This is a genomic window from Pseudoalteromonas xiamenensis, assembly GCF_017638925.1.
Taxonomy (GTDB): Bacteria; Pseudomonadota; Gammaproteobacteria; order Enterobacterales; family Alteromonadaceae; genus Pseudoalteromonas; species Pseudoalteromonas xiamenensis.
In genome coordinates this window covers 682,231-699,849 of record NZ_CP072133.1, presented here as the reverse complement: position 1 = coordinate 699,849, position 17,619 = coordinate 682,231, and the positions used below count along the sequence as shown (strand labels likewise).

Annotated in this window: 22 protein-coding genes and 1 pseudogene; 16 read left to right on the top strand and 7 right to left on the bottom strand. The window is 42.6% G+C overall.

Annotated features, from left to right (window positions below):
* Positions 1–23 precede the first annotated feature (23 nt).
* The 8 genes from pspB to J5O05_RS03460 all read left to right on the top strand — a co-directional run bounded on the left by pspB (position 24) and on the right by J5O05_RS03460 (position 5,821).
* Positions 24–257 (top strand): envelope stress response membrane protein PspB, encoded by a 234-nt coding sequence (gene pspB, locus J5O05_RS03490; protein WP_208843616.1) that lies wholly within the window; start codon positions 24–26, stop codon positions 255–257.
* A complete protein-coding gene (gene pspC, locus J5O05_RS03485; protein ID WP_208843615.1) occupies positions 254–658 on the top strand; it encodes an envelope stress response membrane protein PspC in 405 nt (134 codons plus the stop codon). The genes pspB and pspC overlap by 4 nt, the downstream gene beginning before the upstream one ends.
* Before the next feature lie 42 nt (positions 659–700).
* On the top strand, positions 701–1,846 hold the full coding sequence (locus J5O05_RS03480) for a YcjX family protein (protein ID WP_341874701.1): 1,146 nt from the start codon (positions 701–703) through the stop codon (positions 1,844–1,846).
* A gap of 19 nt (positions 1,847–1,865) precedes the next feature.
* Entirely contained in the window at positions 1,866–2,099 is a 234-nt protein-coding gene (locus tag J5O05_RS22660) for a YcjX family protein (protein ID WP_341874719.1), read from the top strand.
* Positions 2,096–3,118 carry a TIGR01620 family protein gene (locus tag J5O05_RS03475; RefSeq protein WP_208843614.1) on the top strand — a complete coding sequence of 341 codons (1,023 nt, stop codon included), beginning with the start codon at positions 2,096–2,098 and terminating at the stop codon, positions 3,116–3,118. The genes J5O05_RS22660 and J5O05_RS03475 overlap by 4 nt, the downstream gene beginning before the upstream one ends.
* A 127-nt stretch (positions 3,119–3,245) precedes the next feature.
* Entirely contained in the window at positions 3,246–4,424 is a 1,179-nt protein-coding gene (gene megL / locus J5O05_RS03470; RefSeq protein ID WP_208843613.1) for a methionine gamma-lyase, read from the top strand.
* Positions 4,425–4,667: 243 nt separating this feature from the next.
* On the top strand, positions 4,668–5,465 hold the full coding sequence (phhA, locus tag J5O05_RS03465) for a phenylalanine 4-monooxygenase (protein WP_208843612.1): 798 nt from the start codon (positions 4,668–4,670) through the stop codon (positions 5,463–5,465).
* An 11-nt stretch (positions 5,466–5,476) separates the two neighbouring features.
* Positions 5,477–5,821: a 4a-hydroxytetrahydrobiopterin dehydratase gene (locus J5O05_RS03460; RefSeq protein ID WP_208843611.1), complete on the top strand. Its 345-nt coding sequence runs from the start codon at positions 5,477–5,479 to the stop codon at positions 5,819–5,821.
* Positions 5,822–5,845: 24 nt separating this feature from the next.
* Here the strand turns inward: J5O05_RS03460 and J5O05_RS03455 are convergent, their stop codons facing one another.
* On the bottom strand, positions 5,846–6,037 hold the full coding sequence (locus J5O05_RS03455; RefSeq protein ID WP_208843610.1) for a DUF2897 family protein: 192 nt from the start codon (positions 6,035–6,037) through the stop codon (positions 5,846–5,848).
* A 153-nt stretch (positions 6,038–6,190) separates the two neighbouring features.
* Between J5O05_RS03455 and J5O05_RS03450 the strand changes: the two genes are divergently transcribed.
* Positions 6,191–7,513 (top strand): ankyrin repeat domain-containing protein, encoded by a 1,323-nt coding sequence (locus J5O05_RS03450; RefSeq protein ID WP_208843609.1) that lies wholly within the window; start codon positions 6,191–6,193, stop codon positions 7,511–7,513.
* Between the two features lie 70 nt (positions 7,514–7,583).
* Here J5O05_RS03450 and J5O05_RS03445 read toward each other — a convergent pair whose 3' ends face one another.
* From J5O05_RS03445 to J5O05_RS03425, 5 genes and pseudogenes are all read right to left on the bottom strand, one after another.
* Positions 7,584–8,024: a DUF2069 domain-containing protein gene (locus tag J5O05_RS03445; RefSeq protein ID WP_208843608.1), complete on the bottom strand. Its 441-nt coding sequence runs from the start codon at positions 8,022–8,024 to the stop codon at positions 7,584–7,586.
* Positions 8,021–8,572 carry an NADPH-dependent FMN reductase family protein gene (locus J5O05_RS03440; protein WP_208843607.1) on the bottom strand — a complete coding sequence of 184 codons (552 nt, stop codon included), beginning with the start codon at positions 8,570–8,572 and terminating at the stop codon, positions 8,021–8,023. The genes J5O05_RS03445 and J5O05_RS03440 overlap by 4 nt, the downstream gene beginning before the upstream one ends.
* A 3-nt stretch (positions 8,573–8,575) precedes the next feature.
* Positions 8,576–8,923, bottom strand: a complete 348-nt coding sequence (gene arsC / locus J5O05_RS03435) for an arsenate reductase (glutaredoxin) (protein ID WP_208843606.1) — start codon at positions 8,921–8,923, stop codon at positions 8,576–8,578.
* 58 nt (positions 8,924–8,981) lie between these two features.
* Positions 8,982–10,432 (bottom strand): annotated as a pseudogene (gene bepA / locus J5O05_RS03430) (beta-barrel assembly-enhancing protease).
* 1 nt (position 10,433) lies between these two features.
* Entirely contained in the window at positions 10,434–11,099 is a 666-nt protein-coding gene (locus J5O05_RS03425; protein WP_208843605.1) for a hypothetical protein, read from the bottom strand.
* 91 nt (positions 11,100–11,190) lie between these two features.
* Here J5O05_RS03425 and J5O05_RS03420 point away from each other — a divergent pair, with 91 nt between their 5' ends.
* From J5O05_RS03420 to tyrA, 7 genes are all read left to right on the top strand, one after another.
* Positions 11,191–11,424: a hypothetical protein gene (locus tag J5O05_RS03420; protein WP_208843604.1), complete on the top strand. Its 234-nt coding sequence runs from the start codon at positions 11,191–11,193 to the stop codon at positions 11,422–11,424.
* The gene (locus tag J5O05_RS03415) at positions 11,417–12,493 is read left to right on the top strand and encodes an AI-2E family transporter (protein ID WP_208843603.1); all 1,077 of its coding nucleotides are present in this window, start codon (positions 11,417–11,419) and stop codon (positions 12,491–12,493) included. Before J5O05_RS03420 ends, J5O05_RS03415 begins: the two co-directional genes overlap by 8 nt.
* A 155-nt stretch (positions 12,494–12,648) precedes the next feature.
* Positions 12,649–12,897 (top strand): 30S ribosomal protein S16, encoded by a 249-nt coding sequence (gene rpsP, locus J5O05_RS03410; RefSeq protein WP_208843602.1) that lies wholly within the window; start codon positions 12,649–12,651, stop codon positions 12,895–12,897.
* Between the two features lie 17 nt (positions 12,898–12,914).
* On the top strand, positions 12,915–13,448 hold the full coding sequence (gene rimM, locus J5O05_RS03405; protein ID WP_208843601.1) for a ribosome maturation factor RimM: 534 nt from the start codon (positions 12,915–12,917) through the stop codon (positions 13,446–13,448).
* The gene (gene trmD, locus J5O05_RS03400) at positions 13,448–14,215 is read left to right on the top strand and encodes a tRNA (guanosine(37)-N1)-methyltransferase TrmD (protein ID WP_208843600.1); all 768 of its coding nucleotides are present in this window, start codon (positions 13,448–13,450) and stop codon (positions 14,213–14,215) included. The genes rimM and trmD overlap by 1 nt, the downstream gene beginning before the upstream one ends.
* Before the next feature lie 33 nt (positions 14,216–14,248).
* Positions 14,249–14,608, top strand: a complete 360-nt coding sequence (gene rplS, locus J5O05_RS03395) for a 50S ribosomal protein L19 (RefSeq protein ID WP_208843599.1) — start codon at positions 14,249–14,251, stop codon at positions 14,606–14,608.
* A gap of 388 nt (positions 14,609–14,996) precedes the next feature.
* The gene (tyrA, locus tag J5O05_RS03390; RefSeq protein WP_208843598.1) at positions 14,997–16,127 is read left to right on the top strand and encodes a bifunctional chorismate mutase/prephenate dehydrogenase; all 1,131 of its coding nucleotides are present in this window, start codon (positions 14,997–14,999) and stop codon (positions 16,125–16,127) included.
* A gap of 27 nt (positions 16,128–16,154) precedes the next feature.
* Here tyrA and J5O05_RS03385 read toward each other — a convergent pair whose 3' ends face one another.
* A complete protein-coding gene (locus J5O05_RS03385) occupies positions 16,155–17,309 on the bottom strand; it encodes a chorismate mutase (protein ID WP_208843597.1) in 1,155 nt (384 codons plus the stop codon).
* Positions 17,310–17,619: the final 310 nt, after the last annotated feature.

Below are 17,619 nucleotides of genomic sequence, written 5' to 3'. Positions count from 1 at the left end.
ACATTCACAACAGGAGAAGAATTATGTTTGACCCAGAGATGTTAATGGCCCCGTTCATCATTTTTATGCTGATTGTTGCGCCACTGTGGTTGATTTTACACTACCGTAGCAAAAAACAAGTGAGTCAAGGGCTGAGTGAACATGAACATCGTCAATTGATTGAGTTGGCAAGCAAAGCGGAGAAAATGGCTGAACGTGTTGAAACGCTAGAAACGTTGCTTGATCAAGAATCGCCAGGTTGGAGACGAAAAGTATGAGCCAAAAACGTAGAGAGTTATTCCGCGATCCTCGTCGGGGCAAAATAGCGGGTGTTTGTGCGGGCCTCAGCGACTACTTTAATATGGAATTATGGTTAGTTCGCATTTTGTTTATCAGTGCAGTGTTACTATCTGGTCCATTCTTTATTGTGATTTACGTGGCATGTTGGTTTATTCTGGATAGACAGCCCACAGAATTTACACAGCATGTGCCGCAAGAAGAACAGCATGAAGAACGTGTAAATGTTAAATTCAAGGTGTGGCAAAAAGGGGAGCCTCCAAGACAAGCACTATACGAGCTGAAGGACCGTTTTACTCGGCTAGATGGTCGGATTCAAAAGCTTGAAACTTACGTGACGTCACCCGAGTTTACCGTAAGTCGAGAAATAGACCGTTTATAATCGTACGGTGGCCATTGCCACCGACGCACATTTTAGAGCACTATGAGTAGACCCCAAATTTATCTCAAGCAATTTCTACAAACGGCAGAAAAAGTCGTACAGCGCGGTTTAGATAAACACGTTAAAATCGCGGTGACAGGTTTTAGTGGAAGTGGAAAAACCGCATTTATCACCTCGTTTATTCGTCAATTGACGACGCAGGCAACGAATGACAACTTACCCTTTTTTGATGTAGTAAAGTCAGGGCGTTTCATTGCGTGTAAGCAAATCTCTCAAGATGCCATGTCGGTTCCCTCATTTGATTATCAAAGTGCAATAAAAACGTTGTTGGATACTGAGCCGAATTGGCCCTTCGCAACGAAGCGCATTAATACTATTTCACTTGCGTTAAAGTATTACGCAAAAGAGGGGTTACGTGCACAGCTCTCACCGGAATCAACACTTTATATCGAGTTATATGACTATCCTGGTGAGTGGTTAATCGATTTACCGTTGCTCAATCAAGATTACGAAACGTGGTCTCGAGAGGTTTTAAAGAAGTATCGCACCGAGCGTTATCATGAGTTTGCTAATGCGTTTTTGCAGCAGATCCACACGCTTGACGCTACTCAAGATTCAGACGACAACCTCCTTGCTGAAATTGCTTCTATTCATGGTGAATTGTTGTGTAATTTAAAAGCGAATACGCCAGCTATTTTGTTACAACCTGGTCGTCAAATATTGCCAGGCGACCTTGCTGGTGCACCGATGCTGTCCTTTTTCCCATGTGAGAAGCCCCATTCTGTAGAAGAAGGATGCATCTATGAGCAACTAGAGAAACGTTTTGAAGCCTACAAAGAACACGTAGTAAAACCGTTTTACAAAGACTACTTTTGCCAATTTGACAGGCAAGTTGTGCTTATGGATGCCTTTTCTGCATTGCAAGGTGGTTATGATTATCTAAGCGAATTACAAAGTGCGACTCAGCAAATGTTGAGTTTGTTCGACTATGGCAAAAACCATTGGCTTCGTCGTTTATGGTTGCCCAAAATTGACAAAGTGCTTTTCGCTGCAAATAAATGTGACATGACAAGCAGTAATCAACATAGCAATTTGGTACGGCTATTGGATTCATTACTCCAAGATAGCCAAAACACCATGAAATTTGACCACGTGAACGTCGAAACGATGGCGACGAGTCTCGGTTAGAAGCTCTTTAGATAGGCAAATTCAGGAAAACTCGAAGAAGTTAAATTGTGTTTATGGTAAGCCGATTGGTGAGCAAGAATGGGTTACCTATTTACCCTCGGCAATTCCCCCTACATTACTCCAAAAAGAACAGTGGCCTGATGGCGGTTTTGAGTTTTTATCTTTTACACCACTTGCTGCAAAGGAGGGAAGACTTGAACATATTCGAATGGACCATGCTTTACAGTTTCTGCTTGGGGATAAGTTACGATGAATAACAAGAAATCAGAAATGATTCAGCAAGCTAGGCGAATAGAAGCGCACACAAACGATATTTTTGCAGAACGTTCAGAGAAGCCAGTTGCAAAGATTATTGACGTTTCAGACGAGTTTGAACTTCAAGATGTGTCCATCGATGCTCCTGTTGATTTGGACGTTGTATATGAAAGCCGTCAAAAGCGGCCATGGCTCAAGCTGTGGTTAGCACTCGCGGGCACCGCGATTATCACTGAAAGTGTTCTGGGAATTTGGCAAGCATTTGAAAGTTCATTATTTCTGGGGATTTTATATAGCGCGCTAGGTGTTCTGTCATTGGGGATAATAGGGCGGCTTATTTTTAAAGAAATTAAAGCGCTAATAAAATTGAAGCGCTTAGAGAAAGTGAGAGCGGATGCCGAACGATTATTACAAAGTGAACAAGTTGGTGAGGCGAGTAAATGGCTGGAGTCGCAGTTAAAACAAGTGTCACCGCAATTTGCTACTGAATTCAAAACACTAGTTAAAAGCCATCATACAGACAAAGAGTTGGTGATGCTGTACGACACGCAGGTATTACAGTATATCGATAATGAAGCTCAGCAAATTGTCGCGACGTCAGCAAGTGGCTCGGCACTATTAGTTGCATTAAGTCCGATGGCCACACTGGATATGGCTGCGGTATTGTGGCGAGGGACACGCATGATTGAGAAAATAAGCGACTTGTATGGTGTGCGTTTAGGCTATCGTAGTCGATTGAAACTATACAAAATGTTGCTGACACAAATGGTGTTTGTGGGTGGAACAGAGTTGATCGCTGATTTGGCTACCACGTCGTTAGGAGCGGAGTTGCTCGGTAAGCTTTCTGCACGTTCTGCGCAAGGGGTTAGCGCTGGTATTTTTACCGCGCGTCTGGGAATTAAAACCATGGAGTTATGCCGGCCTATTCCGACTTTTGATAAACGCCCAGTGCGTTTACATCATGTTGTTAAACAGGTTTTTAAATCGCTTACGAGTCAATCGACCACTTCAAACTGACAACTTTTCTGTACAGTGTGCCGTGTCTAGTCGAGTAGCCTAGACATCTGTGCATCTGGCTTGCTTGTGATTTATTTGAGCTCGAATAACTATTAGAGCAATCAAGAAAAAGAATGAGCAACAGGTTATGACAAAATTTCACGATGATACAAATTGTATCCACGGTCCTTCTCACAATGAAGATCCGTATGGTGCGCTGACAGCACCTTTGTATCAGACATCTACTTTCCATTTTAAAGATGCCGCGCAAGGCGCTGCACGATTCGCGGGTGAAGAGCCTGGCTACATTTACACCCGTTTAGGCAACCCAACAACTCGCGAGTTAGAGGAGAAAGTTGCTGCACTAGAGGAAATGGACGATGCTGCGGCCACAGCAACAGGCATGGGCGCTGTATCAGCATCGGTATTAAGCTTTTTACAATCTGGCGACCATCTTATTGCGTCTAAAGCGTTATATGGATGCAGTTTTGCGCTTTTCTCGCACATGCTGCCGAAATTCGGTATTGAAGTTACTTTTGTCGATATGACTCAGCCAGATGCGTTGCAAAATGCATTGCAACCGAATTCAAAAATGGTGTTTGCTGAAACGCCTATTAACCCCACAATGACCGTTTTAGACTTGGATATGATCGGTAAATTTGCTAAACAAAATGGGTTAATCAGTGTCATCGATAATACGTTTTTAACTCCCTTGTTACAGAAACCGAAGCATTTTGGAATCGATATCATTATTCACAGTGCGACAAAATATCTAAATGGTCACGGTGATGTAGTGGCAGGTATCGTATGCGGCAGTAAAGAGCATATCGAAACGATTAAACTGACAGTTTTAAAGGATATTGGTGCGACAATCAGTCCACATGATGCATGGCTTATTAATCGCGGTTTGAAAACACTTTCAGTCCGCATGGAGAGGCATTGTGCCAGTGCACAGCGCGTAGCGGAATACTTAGAGGGCCATCCTAAGGTCAACGAAGTGTATTATCCGGGATTACCTTCACATCCAGGTCATCGTTTCTTAGGCAAACAAATGAAAGGTGCTGGTGGCGTAATTGCATTTGAGATTAATGGTACGTTGGAGAACGGTGAAGCTTTTATCAACGCGACAAAACTTTGCACGTTAGCTGTCTCACTGGGTGATCCAGAGACACTTATTCAGCATCCAGCCTCTATGACGCATTCACCTTATACTCGAGAAGAGCGGTTAGCCGCAGGCATTTCAGATGGATTGATCAGACTTTCAGTCGGGCTTGAAAATGTTGAAGACATTATCGCTGATCTGGAACAGGCGTTCTCCCACTTCTAAATTGTATTTTATTGTTTACAGAACCTCCCTTGTGGAGGTTTTTTATTTGCTGGTCTTTATGTGGCGTATTCTTTTGTGTACGAAACTGTACGGATATAATTACAAAAAATAGGGCGTGTTTGGTGTGACCAGTGGGTCCAGCTATTAATCTTTTGCTTACTTTCTCATAGTATCGAGGTAACAAGTTGAGGAGCAAACAACACCAAATATAAGCTCCTGCTCGTCATTTATGAGAAGGTCACTATGGCAAAATCAAGTAAGTATGTTTCAAAAACTCCAGACGACAATGGTGTTATTCATTGGTCTGTTGAGGAAAACCAGATTTGGCAGGAGCTGGTTGAGCGTCAGCTGGAATGCATTAAAGGCAAAGCGTGTGATGAATACCTTGAAGGTTTACGTAAGATTAATCTTCCGCACAATCGCATTCCACAACTACATGAATTGAATGAAGTGTTGAAAAGAGAAACTGGCTGGCAAGTCGCCCCTGTTCCTGCTCTCATCGACTTCGACGAATTTTTCCGTCTACTCGCAAATAAACAATTTCCTGTTGCAACGTTTATCCGTTCAAGGGAAGAGTTTGACTACCTTCAAGAACCCGATATTTTCCATGAAATATTTGGTCACTGTGCCATGCTCACCAACCCAGATTTTGCTGAGTTTACTCATCAATACGGTAAATTGGGTTACGCGGCAGAGAAAAAAGATAGAGTTTACCTTGCCCGTTTATACTGGTTCACGGTTGAATTTGGCCTAATGAAAACGGCTGAAGGTCTGAAAATTTATGGTGGTGGGGTGTTATCAAGCCCTGGCGAAACACAATACGTTTATTCGGGTAAACCAGAAATTTCTGCTTTAGAGGTGCTAGATGTGCTTCGTACACCGTATCGCATCGACATTATGCAACCTCTTTACTATACCATTACCTCTATCAAAGATTTGTTCGAAATCTCTAAGATGGACATAATGTCGCTTGTTGAAAAAGCCAAAGAATTAGGGCTGTTTGAGCCAAAGTTTCCACCTAAAGAAAAGTTAGCTAGCTAAGGAATTTTTACATGTCTGATTTAAGTGCACAAAAATGTGAAGCGTGTCGTGCTGATGCGCCTAAAGTGGCAGATGCTGAACTTGCAGAATTGATCAAACTTATCCCTGATTGGGTGCCAGAAGTCCGCGATGGCATTATGATGTTGGAGCGAGTGTATAAGTTCAAAAACTTTAAAGAGGCAATTGCGTTTACGAATAAAGTAGGCGATATGGCTGAAGAAGAGGGTCATCACCCAGGTCTTTTGACAGAGTGGGGCAAAGTTACGGTAACTTGGTGGAGTCATTCTATTAAAGGCTTACACAAGAACGATTTTATCTGTGCGTCTAAAACAGACGACGTGTTTAAAGCGCTTTAAACAAATATAATAAAAAAGCCGACGTTAATCGTCGGCTTTTTTATTGGTGTCAACGTGTTCAGGCTCTTCTGTCTTTACGCCCATTAGTTCATTTGTTTTACTTTTAACCGTGTTGAATTTGTTTGCGTATTTCAACAGTGAAATATTGCCCCAAATGACACACACCACTACAACAATTATCAGTACTACATGCCATGTTTCGAATTCTGTAGTCATCCTCGATTTCCCCTGAAAATTTGTTAAAGACATTATGCCTTTTGTTCTTCCAGATATGCTAACATTCTGGGCAATTAATCGTGAGTGTTAAGTGATAAGTCAGCATTGGTTCGCTACGGTATCACTTGAATATTCTGGAGCTATCTACCTGCAATGGAACAAGTTTTAATATGGCCTAAAGAGTACCCGTTACTCGTTAAAGGATTAGTGGAACAAAACGGGGCATTTATCCTTGATGCGTTGGAAGCTTGGCCTTCTTGTGGCACAAGCGAGGACGACCAAGGTGTCGTGTCAACCGTACTTCCACCACTATATTATTTACAATGGATGAAACCGCTCGAGCCTTTTGAAGCGTGTTATTATCAACACATCGCCGAGTTTGATGAAACGGCGCAACGTTATTTGATGCAATTGAGTCAGCATTTTGAAGCGGCTGAAATGGCGCAAGAAAGCCAGATACTAACATTATTAGGCCCATTTAGCGGCTACTCGGATATTGCAGCGCAAGCGACTGTCGATACGTCCATCTCGTTGTTCAAGCTACTTTACGATAAGCGTTACTTCAATGTCATTGCTTTTTGTTTAGAGCAAGGAGCAACCTTAAGTGCGGATGACGTGATGTTGCTATGGCAAGAACTTGAATTCAGAGAAAAGCTGACAAAGCATATTCCTCAACAGGTTCGGAATGTCGATACATTGGAAACCGCAGTTTGTGATGCCATTAGTCAAGGTGAAGATTTCTATACTCTGCTTGAGTTGATTAACGAAAATGACGTTAAAGATAAGCTGGAAGAGGCATTGTTGGCGCATTTAAGTTTAGAAAACGCTAAGCAATCCATGGCAATTCGCTTTATTGAACAAGGAGCAAAAGGTTTAGCTGTGAACTCGCTTGGAGAGAGTGCGATTCACCTCGCGGCCCAAAAAGGTTTTATGGATGTTGTCGAACAACTTCAAAGCGAATCAATCGAACAAGCTGACTTAAAGGGTAATAAACCAATCCACCATGCCGTAGTTGGCAATGCACTGCCTGTGGTTAAGCGATTGATCCAATTAGGGGCTGATGCGAAAAGCAAAAATCTAGACGGGTTGAGTGTTTATGGCCTTGCGGTATCATTGCGCCGAAGTGCCATCATTAAATCGTTAGAAAGTGACTTTAATCTCAAAGAGCTTACCCCTGAAGAAGAATTCCAGAAAATACGATTAGCGCACGTACTTTCGATGCTAACATCGGCCATGCTTCCGGGAGTGCTGTTCTTTTTCTTTGATGATGGATTTGCTTATAAATCAGAAGTGACCTTCGGGTTTACCGCATTTGCAATCATCTTCCTAATGTTAGGTATTAAGTTGAAGCGTGATGAGAGTTACCCGATTAAAGGTCATCCATGGAGCTTGGTTTTACTCGGTGTCCTGTCTTGGTTAAGTGTGATTGGTTTACTTGGATTAAGTGTCATTGCGGCACTTACTTTACTTAGGTAGCCTTATTACTTAACGGTTGGAAGGGTCGGAATCTTCAAAAAAAGCGCAACAGTACGTTGCGCTTTTTTTATTAATTATCCTTAAATTCATGAGCCGCTTTTTCGTCGGCTAAATCTTCTTTCAATTTTCGGATTTTGAGGCCAAGTTCTTGTCCTCGGTATCGAGCGTAATAGGTGCATCCGATAAACATGGACGTAGCAAATACGAGTTCTGCGAGGACAAATAGTCGCTCTTCTGGTGCTATCCAAAGTAGGGTGAATCCATGAATAAAGTACAGCATCACGATAAAATTGGCCCACGCATAAGTGTAAGGTTTATCTTGAATAATCCCTTTCATTGGAAACAGCAGTGGCACAATGTAAACCGCAAATATAAAACCGATGCTATGGTTTTCTCTCGGTTCAAATACAAACATCCACAGTGGCATTAATATAAGTAGGCCAATGTAACCAAAAAGCGCAAAGCGTTGATATCGCTTGGTAATAGGTTGTTTTTCGACAAGGTTTGTCACTGCATTTTTCTCGCAATTGTTACAAGTCGAGCGCCAACCGCCCGACAAATTTGAATTTCTTCAGGTGTAAGTTTGGTTTCGGCTGTCAATCCGGATACATGCGATGCCCCATATGGTGTACCACCTGACTTAGTACTCGACAGCTCCGGAATGTCATAGGGTACACCAAGCAGTAGCATGCCGTGGTGTAGTAGAGGCAAACTTAAATTTAAAAGTGTTGCTTCATTTCCGCCATGCATACTACTGGATGAACAAAAGACTGCTGCAGGCTTATCTATCAGTGTACCTCTAAGCCACAAGTCGCTGGTGGTTTCCCAAAATTGTTTGGCTTGATGTGCCATCATGCCAAAGCGGGTAGGAGAACCAAAAGCCAGAGCGTGGCATTGTTTCAAGTCGTCCAGCGATACAACAATATCGGATTCAAGTTGCTGTGTGAACGTTCTGAGTACGGGTTCAGCCCCTTGAGAAATGATTGCTTCGGCAATGGTCTGGGCCATTGCCCGGACAGAACCTTGGCTGGAGTGGAATAACACCAAAACTTTAATCATAGATTAGAACAGCGCAAGTACAGATTCAGGTGGACGGCCGACAGCGGCTTTACCGTTTGTCACTACGATGGGGCGCTCAATCAGTTTCGGCGCTGCAACCATTGCTGCAATGATATCGTCTTCTGAACTACTCTTTGAAAGGCCATGTTCTTTGTATTCGTCTTCTTTTGTACGCAACAGATCATGTGCAGATCCAAAACCTAATTGCTCAATCAGCGTTTTGATTTCTTCGCTGGACAAAGGCGTTTTTAAATACTCGACTACAATTGGTGTGTGGCCGTGTTGTTCTAGTAGAGCCAGTGTTTCACGAGATTTTGAACAGCGTGGATTGTGGTAGATTGTGACTGACATGGGTAGGTTCCCTTACAAATTAGCAATGCTGCATAGTGTAAGGGAACTCTGAACAGACTTAAAGTTTTGCGAGGGCTTTTTGCATTTGACGATATTGACTTAACAACGCTTTCAAGCGTTGTTGCTTTATCTCTTCAGAGTCCTCTACATGGTTCAAGGCTTTCTGAATTTCATCAGCTGCTTTGGTGTACGCACCGTATTGTGACAATAAATCTGCTTTAGCTTCGTGGAACGCCGCTTTATTGTTTTGTTCCTCATACACTTTAGTAAGTAGTTGCTTAGCTAAATTGTGTTCAGGTTTTTCAAGCGCAAACACTTTAAGCACTTGTAATGCTAATTCAAAGTCTTTCGCTTCAATTGCAGCATTGGCGAGGTTGAGCGTGATCACCTGATTGTTTGGTCTCAGGTCATGAAAGGAAGACAGTAGGGTAACCGCTTCTTTCGCTTGCCCTTTGGCAATCAGTAGGTCGGTTTGAGCGTCTATGTAAAACAAATTGTTTGGATCTTCACTACGCAGTTTTTTAAGAATTGCTTCAGATTCTTTGAGTTTCTTTTGGTCAAGTAGTGAGAGCGCAAGCCCGTATTCTAAATCACGGTTATCTAATGAAGATGAACGCTCCAAATTTGAGCGGAAGAATTGCTCTGCTATTTTGGGTTCATATTGATAGCGAGCAAGAACTCGAGCTTTCGCTAAGGCAAAATTAAGGCTAGAAGGCACATAGACCTTTTCATACTGTTCTGCACGTAGGCGTACATCCGAGATCCGAGTCTCTGGTAGCGGGTGAGTCAGCAAAAATGCAGGCGGCTTATTTTTATAGCGAACTTGTTCTGCGAGTTTGCTAAGGAACTCGCTAGAAGCGTAGGGGTCGAAGCCTGCATTTTTCAGGGTTTTCATACCGAAGCGGTCTGCTTCTTGTTCAGCTTTACGGCTATGACTTAAGTTGTTTAAGGCTGACTGTGTAGAATTAGCGGACAAAATCGCCATTCCTGCATCCGGCGCGACGATAGTGGCGAGAATGCCCGCAATCATACCCGCTACGGTTAAAGCGCTGTTGTCTTTTTGATTCTGTAATCGTCTTGCGATGTGGCGCTGCGTAACGTGAGCTATTTCGTGGCCGAGTACTGAAGCAAATTGACTTTCATTATCCGATTGAGCCAGAAGACCGGTGTGCACACCAACGTGCCCACCGTAAAAAGCAAAAGCGTTGATATCAGGGTTTTTAGCCAGAAAAACTTGAATGGAAAACGGACGTCATCGGCGTTGGCGACCAGTTTATTCCCAAGCGATGAAACGTATTCATCAAGTACCGGATCTTGGATAAACCCAGCACCTGCACGGATCTGCATCATCATGACATCGCCAATGGCTTGTTCTTTTTCAATCGAAAGCGCTTGAGAAGCGGATGTGCCTAAATCTGGGAGATTAAATTCGCTTTGAGCCAAAGCCGAGCCTTGCCATTGTAGTGCGACAGCAGTCAGCAATGACAAGAGCGGGCGTTTATACTGCATATTAGTCCTTTCTTATATCGTCCCCGAGCATAAGTCGCGCTAAGTCAACTTCATCACCGCATGCACGGGCATCTTTTTCACATAACTGATAAAAATCTTTAATTGAGACACCGTCAACCTTAACAATGTTCAATTCTCGAGTTAAAAAAGCAATAATTTTGTGCACTACTTTATGAGCATGAAGAATAAGTGCCTTGTCGGCGATATCGCCTCGTTCAAAGTAAAATGCGATAAACTTATGTAACTGATTAATTCGTATTATGTTTTTCATTGTGTGGGGATCCCAAACACTGAATTCCATCAATCGATTGTCTTTAACATAAGTGTCTATTTGAATGTCTTTCGCATAAGGAAACGCCCACAATTCGAAACCGCGGTCTGTAAAACTTTGATGTAAACCGAGCCGAGGCTTTGAGTCACAGTGTATGAGACCGTGATCATCTTCAAAACCACCGAGTAATTGAATGTTCCAATTGCGTTTATCAATGATGCGTTTAACTGCGTTGTCAAAGCCATGATGGAGCACTCCTTCACTTTCACTCACTGAAGAAGCAACCATGTGGTAAAATGGCGGTAGCTCACCCCAATTGATCTGCTTTTTATACCAGTTGATTTCTTTTAGAGTTGGATTTGCGGGAAGTTGGGCTTTACTATTCGCACCAGCCATTTATTTTTCCTTACTACTTTTCTTGTCTTAAAGGATAAACCAAAGTAAGAATTGAGGCTAGTAACAAAGACTGAATTAATCGAGGTGTTAGTTGTCACAACAGAAACAAATCAATGACTTAAGTTTATTCGATTGTCCTCAGTTGTTTGTACAATTCAAATGGTTACTTAAGGATTTGAATCTTGGTAAAACGGTTGCATTTAGATTCAACGCTGGACAAGATTTAAAAGATGTCCTTCGATATCTTGAGATGAAAAGATTACAGTACAAACGTATCGACAGTAACAACAGTATAACTATCGTCGTGGAGGGAATGAGTGTTTGAATTTATAAAAGCTTGGTATACCCGAAAGTTTTCAGATCCCCATTCTGTCACCTTATTGTTTTTATTACTCTCCTGTGCCGCTTTACTTTATCTATTTGGTGAATTCGTTATTCCCGTGCTTGTTGCATTGGTGATTGCGTATTTGCTTGATTGGCCGGTTACGAAGCTCGAAAAACTGGGTGTCGGACGTTTGCTCGCAACGACCCTCGTCATGTTTGCGTTTATCGGTTTGGTATTTGCCATAACGGTTGGAATTGTACCTACGCTTTGGAAGCAACTTTCAAACTTAGTGCAAGAAGCACCATCAATGGTGGAACAAGGAAAATACTGGCTACTTCATCTGCCAGATAGCTATCCTGCATTAATTAGTGTTGACCAAGTTAAAGTCGTCGTTAATACAGTAGAGAAAAAAGTCATTGAGTTTGGGCAGATGTTGTTATCTCTTTCGCTGACATCGCTAAAAGACGTCATAGCATGGTTAATTTATTTGATCCTCGTACCACTGCTTGTGTTTTTCATGCTAAAAGATAAATCGGAACTTGCTGGTGGTATTGCACAGATGATCCCCAAACAAAGACGACTTATTAGTCAAGTTTGGCATGAAATGGATCAGCAAATCATGAATTATATCCGTGGCAAAGTCATTGAGATTGTCACTGTTGGTGTCAGTTCAGTCGTGGCTTTTTCGCTTATGGATTTGCGCTACGCGGCATTATTGGGCACTTTGGTGGGATTGTCTGTACTTATCCCATTTGTTGGTGCTGCATTAGTCACAATACCAGTTGCCGCTGTGGCAATGTTTCAATTTGGTGTTGAAGCGCAGTTTTGGACGGTGTTAATCGTGTACGGTATAATTCAAGCGCTCGATGGCAATGTCCTTGTTCCGTTGTTATTTTCGGAAGCGGTCGATTTAAATCCTGTCTATATAATAGTGGCCGTTTTATTCTTCGGTGGACTTTGGGGTTTCTGGGGCGTTTTCTTCGCAATTCCCTTGGCGTCGTTAGTCAAAGCACTTTTTAATGCTTGGTCTGGACAGCGCGAAAATATATCTGAAGAAGTAAGTGGTTGATATTTGACCGATGATCACGATTTTACTAACTAAAATCATTGTTTAGATGCAGTTCTTACTTGCATTGTGACAAAAAGTTAGTACAATTCCGCAGCTTCCCATTGTGGGGAGCAAATCCTTATTAATGAAAACAGTCAATCTATATAGAGGACGGTATGGTAACTATTCGTTTGCAACGTGGCGGCGCTAAAAAGCGTCCATTCTATCAAATTGTGGTTGCGGATAGCCGTTTCTCGCGTGACGGTCGCTTCATCGAGAAAGTTGGTTTCTTTAACCCAATCGCTGCTGGTCAAGAAGAGAAAGTGCGTTTGGATCTAGCTCGTGTTGAACACTGGGTAGGTCAAGGTGCAGCTCTTACTGAGCGTGTAGCAAAGTTAGTTAAAGACGCTCGTAAAGCGGCTTAATAGGCGTAAGTGTAACCATGAGTCAAGAAAACACCTCGATTATTGTAGTAGGTAAGCTTGGTGCCCCTTATGGTATTAAGGGCTGGCTTAAGGTGCATTCATTTACGGACGATCCCGAAGGGATCTTCGATTATAGCCCATGGTTAATAGGGCAACAAGGTAAATGGCAAACCTTTGAAGTGGTCGACTGGCGTCGCCACAGCAAGGGCTACATCGCCAAGTTTGCGCAGATTAATGATCGTGATGAAGCATTAGCATTAACTAATGTTGAAATCGCCGTGTATGAAGCGCAGCTTCCAGAACTCCCTGATGGGGAATTCTATTGGCGAGATCTCATCGGCATGTCCGTGGTTACAGACAAAGGCTATGACCTCGGTATTGTTGATGACTTGATGGAGACAGGGTCAAATGACGTTTTGGTTGTGAAAGCAAACAAAAAAGATGCATTTGGCCAATCAGAGCGCTTAATTCCATTTTTACCGGAATCGGTAATTGTGTCAGTTGAGCATGATGAGCGTAAAATTACAGTTGATTGGGATCCTGCATTTTAATGCAAGAGAGCAAAAACCTTTGGGTCGGCGTAGTTACGCTTTTCCCAGAAATGTTTGATGCTATTACCAATCAAGGTGTGACGGGTAGAGCGGTTAAAAACGGCCTTATCGAGTTTCACAGCTGGAATCCTCGAGATTTCACTACCGACAAACATAGAACGGTTGATGATCGTCCTTATGGCGGTGGGCCTGGCATGTTGATGATGGTTGAACCATTAAAACAGGCGATTGTTGCAGCGAAAGCCGCAGCAGGACATGGCGCAAAGGTAATTTACATGTCACCTCAAGGGCGTAAGCTAGATCAACAGGGAGCAGCAGAACTTGCTGCGAACGAAAAATTGATCTTAGTGGCTGGTCGTTATGAAGGTATAGACGAGCGGATCATCGAGTCTTATATAGATGAAGAATGGTCCATTGGTGATTTTATATTGAGTGGTGGTGAACTACCTGCCATGACATTGATTGACGCAGTAGCGCGATTGGTGCCGGGCGTGTTAGGACATAATCAGTCAGCTGAGCAAGATTCGTTTTCGGACGGCTTACTCGATTGCCCTCACTATACTCGGCCAGAAACATTGGATGGAAAGTCGGTTCCTTCAGTTTTACTGAGTGGTAACCACCGAGAGATTGAAAAGTGGCGCTTAAAGCAGAAACTTGGAAGAACTTGGTTAAGACGTCCTGACTTGTTGCAAAACCTAGCTCTGACTGAGGAGCAAGTGAGATTACTCTCTGAGTTTCAGCAAGAGTATCAAAAGACTTGTGGCTAGAAGACAGTTACACCTAGGAAAGTGAGAAATATAATGGCAAAAGTAAACCAAAACATTATCAAAGAGCTTGAAGCTGAACAGCTTAAGCAAGACGTACCTGCATTCGGCGCTGGTGACACAGTAGTTGTTCAAGTACGTATCAAAGAAGGTGACAAAGAGCGTCTACAGGCGTTCGAAGGCGTGGTTATCGCGAAGCGTAACCGTGGTCTACACTCAGCTTTCACTGTGCGTAAAATTTCAAGCGGTGAAGGTGTTGAGCGTGTATTCCAAACGCACAGCCCATTAGTTGAAAGCATTACAGTTAAGCGTCGCGGTGCAGTACGTCGCGCGAAACTTTACTACTTGCGTAAACTATCTGGTAAAGCTGCTCGTATCAAAGAGAAGCTTAACTAAGAGTAAGGCTACCTTACTAAAAAGCGGGTCACTATTTATAGTGGCCCGTTTTAGTTTGTCGATATCCAATTTAAACACGCTCTCAAAATAGTAACACTGTCGTAAATCAAGCCCGCTCGTTTCCCCGGATTTCATCAACATCAACATTTCAATAGTTGTATATTCAATTTCAGCTAATTTCTCTGGTCATATGTGTACGCTCTCATGCAACCTAATTAATGGAACTCTAAAAAGCTGTCTAATTTCCTGCACGAAAGGCAGGTAACGTCTAAGCTTTTTTATAACCATAAAATCCAAATCAGCATCTTGCTTTTACTTTCATCTGTCCCGGTAACTTGATAGACTTACTGTATTAAATAGTTTACTAGGCGTAATAATAAGTTTACACATGAGTTCATTAGACCTTACACCACTAAGAGAAGCAATAGATGCCTGTGACGCTGAATTGGTTCAGCTACTAAGCCGTCGTAAAGCATTAACGGAACAAGTTGGTATTGTTAAACAACAGACCGGGGCGCCACTTTATGCGCCAGACAGAGAAGCACTTCTTATTAAAGCAAGGAGAGAGCAAGCTCGTGAAGCGGGTGTGAATCCTGAGTTAGTTGAAGATATTCTACGACGTATGATGCGTGAAGCGTACGAAAACCAACAAGGTAAACTTGCCTGTGTTGCACCTGAGCTGTCTCCTGTTGTTGTAGTGGGTGGTGATGGTGCAATGGGCCAATTGTTCGTTAAGCAATTTTTACGCTCAGGTTTTGAGGTTCGCGTATTAGACAAAAAGCAGCAAAATGAAACGAATGACATCTTAGCTGGAACTCGAATGGTCTTGCTAAGTGTGCCGATTAATGCTGTAGAGCAGGTGGTTAGTTCATTACCTGAACTTGATGAGAATTGTTTACTGGTCGATGTTACCTCGGTAAAACAAGCGCCCATTCAAGCCATGCTGAAAAAACATAAAGGCCCAGTGCTTGGACTTCATCCAATGTTCGGACCGGATATTTCTCATTGGGTTAAACAAACGATTGTAGCGTGTGAAGGGCGGGCAAGCCCACTGTGCGAATCGCTACTGGAGCAGTTGGCGATTTGGGGCAGCAATTTAGTTCGAATTGATGCTAAGAAGCATGATCAAGCGATGCAGATCATTCAGGTAATGCGGCATCTGACGACGTTTGTATACGGGCAATTTTTGGCAAAGCAGTGCCATACACTCGAAGAGTTACGTAGCTGTTCTTCGCCTATATACCAATTGGAGCTGATGATGGTGGGACGGCTATTTGCTCAATCGCCAGAACTTTATTCAGACATCATGCTTGCGCAATTTTCAGATGTCGAAGGTCTTTTAGCAAGCTACCAAGATACCTTTGCTTTGACATTGGATAAGTTACAACGAGGCGATAAGGCAGGACTAATCGATGCATTTAGCGAAGCGAAACAGTATTTCTCTGATGCTGCTTCACAGTTTTTATCGCAAAGCCGCGGTTTATTAAATAAAGCAAATGACGCCAAAGTGCTAGACTAGCACCTTGGCGCATTAAAAGTTCTTACTTTAAAGAACTTCGACTTGCTTCAGTGATTCACTTTGGTAACAGCCGAGGATACGAACATATTGAGTATGTTCTTTTAACTCTTCTAGTGCTTTTTGCACGTTTGCTTCAGCGATATTCGCTTGTAAATCAACATAGAAAACTTCTTCCCAAGGATTGCCCGGGACAGGGCGTGATTCCAGTTTTACCATGTTTATGTTGTGTTGCTTGAATACCATTAAGGCATCCGCGAGAGAGCCGACTTGGTGTTTTGTCGCCATTATCAGTGTTGTTTTCGTTGGGATCTGAGTCGACACTTGCAGTGACTTTCGAGATACAACAATGAAACGGCTGTGATTTTCAGCTTGGTTTGCGATGCTTGATTTCAATACTTCCAGTCCGACTTTTTTACCGGCTTGCGCAGAGCCAATTGCTGCACTGTGCTCCGTTTCAAGGGCATTTACAAGGGCACTGGAAGTTGAATCGCAGGTTTCATGTTGAACATTACCCAAGCCTTGTAAATAACGACTGCACTGAGCAAATGGCTGCGGGTGTGCATAGATCTTTGTAATGTCTTTAATTGCAGTACCAGGAGACCCAAGTAAACAATGCTCTACAACATGTGTGACCTCTCCAACAATACTGACTTGTGCATGCTGAAGAAGGTCAAACACTTCGTTGATACTGCCAGAGCTCGTGTTTTCAATCGGCAAGAGACCAAAATCAGCTTGTCCTGTTTCGACTTGGCTGGTGATCTGTTCAAAACTGTTGCACCCAATTTCTACAAGTTTCCCTGGACGACGGCTAAAGTATTTATGACACGCGAGTTGGCTATAGGAACCTTGGCCTCCTAAATACGCAACACGGTAGGTGTCGCTTACTGATTCAGGGTTTAAGCTGCGTTGCAGCAAAGCTTGTTGATTGAGAACCGAATCTTCAAGCACAACTTGGAATACGTTATTGATGTAAAAACCATCGAGACCAAGTGACTTTCCATATTGAATCAGTTTTTCAAGCAAGGCTTGCTCTCTTGCTTCATCTCGGATCGGTTTATTGTTAGCAATTTTATATTCTAAAACGCTGTAACTTAAACGGCGACGTTTCGAAAGTAACACCAACAAATCAGAATCGATTTCGTTTATGTCTCTTCGCAGCGCATGCAATGTATCTTCTGTCATAAGGCCTCATTCCCAATGCAAAAAAAAACCTCCCAGTTGGGAGGCTTAGCTATTTGATTTCTGTACGCAAACAGTTAAGCCTCTTCATCGAAAGAAGCTAAAAAAGTAAAAACCGAAGCGAACAGAAGAAAAATTCATTGATATAACTCTATATGTTATTTTTAATTTACGCCTAGAACATACCGTCAATTAACGGGGTAGGTCAACATAATTTAGAATTTTTATTTCTTGAAACTTTGCGAGTAATCGAAAAAACTTATAACTCACTTTAATGTTCTGTTATATTTGCCTTTAAAGCTCGAAAAAATAC

Bases quoted from the DNA above. Each gene is read 5' to 3' on its own strand.
- rpsP (WP_208843602.1), top strand. From the start codon at position 12,649: ATGGTAACTATTCGTTTGCAACGTGGCGGCGCTAAAAAGCGTCCATTC.
- J5O05_RS03450 (WP_208843609.1), top strand. From the start codon at position 6,191: ATGGAACAAGTTTTAATATGGCCTAAAGAGTACCCGTTACTCGTTAAA.
- pspC (WP_208843615.1), top strand. From the start codon at position 254: ATGAGCCAAAAACGTAGAGAGTTATTCCGCGATCCTCGTCGGGGCAAA.
- tyrA (WP_208843598.1), top strand. From the start codon at position 14,997: ATGAGTTCATTAGACCTTACACCACTAAGAGAAGCAATAGATGCCTGT.
- J5O05_RS03455 (WP_208843610.1), bottom strand. From the start codon at position 6,037: ATGACTACAGAATTCGAAACATGGCATGTAGTACTGATAATTGTTGTA.
- J5O05_RS03440 (WP_208843607.1), bottom strand. From the start codon at position 8,572: ATGATTAAAGTTTTGGTGTTATTCCACTCCAGCCAAGGTTCTGTCCGG.
- trmD (WP_208843600.1), top strand. From the start codon at position 13,448: ATGCAAGAGAGCAAAAACCTTTGGGTCGGCGTAGTTACGCTTTTCCCA.
- J5O05_RS03460 (WP_208843611.1), top strand. From the start codon at position 5,477: ATGTCTGATTTAAGTGCACAAAAATGTGAAGCGTGTCGTGCTGATGCG.
- J5O05_RS03480 (WP_341874701.1), top strand. From the start codon at position 701: ATGAGTAGACCCCAAATTTATCTCAAGCAATTTCTACAAACGGCAGAA.
- pspB (WP_208843616.1), top strand. From the start codon at position 24: ATGTTTGACCCAGAGATGTTAATGGCCCCGTTCATCATTTTTATGCTG.
- rplS (WP_208843599.1), top strand. From the start codon at position 14,249: ATGGCAAAAGTAAACCAAAACATTATCAAAGAGCTTGAAGCTGAACAG.
- arsC (WP_208843606.1), bottom strand. From the start codon at position 8,923: ATGTCAGTCACAATCTACCACAATCCACGCTGTTCAAAATCTCGTGAA.
- rimM (WP_208843601.1), top strand. From the start codon at position 12,915: ATGAGTCAAGAAAACACCTCGATTATTGTAGTAGGTAAGCTTGGTGCC.
- J5O05_RS03425 (WP_208843605.1), bottom strand. From the start codon at position 11,099: ATGGCTGGTGCGAATAGTAAAGCCCAACTTCCCGCAAATCCAACTCTA.
- megL (WP_208843613.1), top strand. From the start codon at position 3,246: ATGACAAAATTTCACGATGATACAAATTGTATCCACGGTCCTTCTCAC.
- J5O05_RS03475 (WP_208843614.1), top strand. From the start codon at position 2,096: ATGAATAACAAGAAATCAGAAATGATTCAGCAAGCTAGGCGAATAGAA.
- J5O05_RS03385 (WP_208843597.1), bottom strand. From the start codon at position 17,309: ATGACAGAAGATACATTGCATGCGCTGCGAAGAGACATAAACGAAATC.
- phhA (WP_208843612.1), top strand. From the start codon at position 4,668: ATGGCAAAATCAAGTAAGTATGTTTCAAAAACTCCAGACGACAATGGT.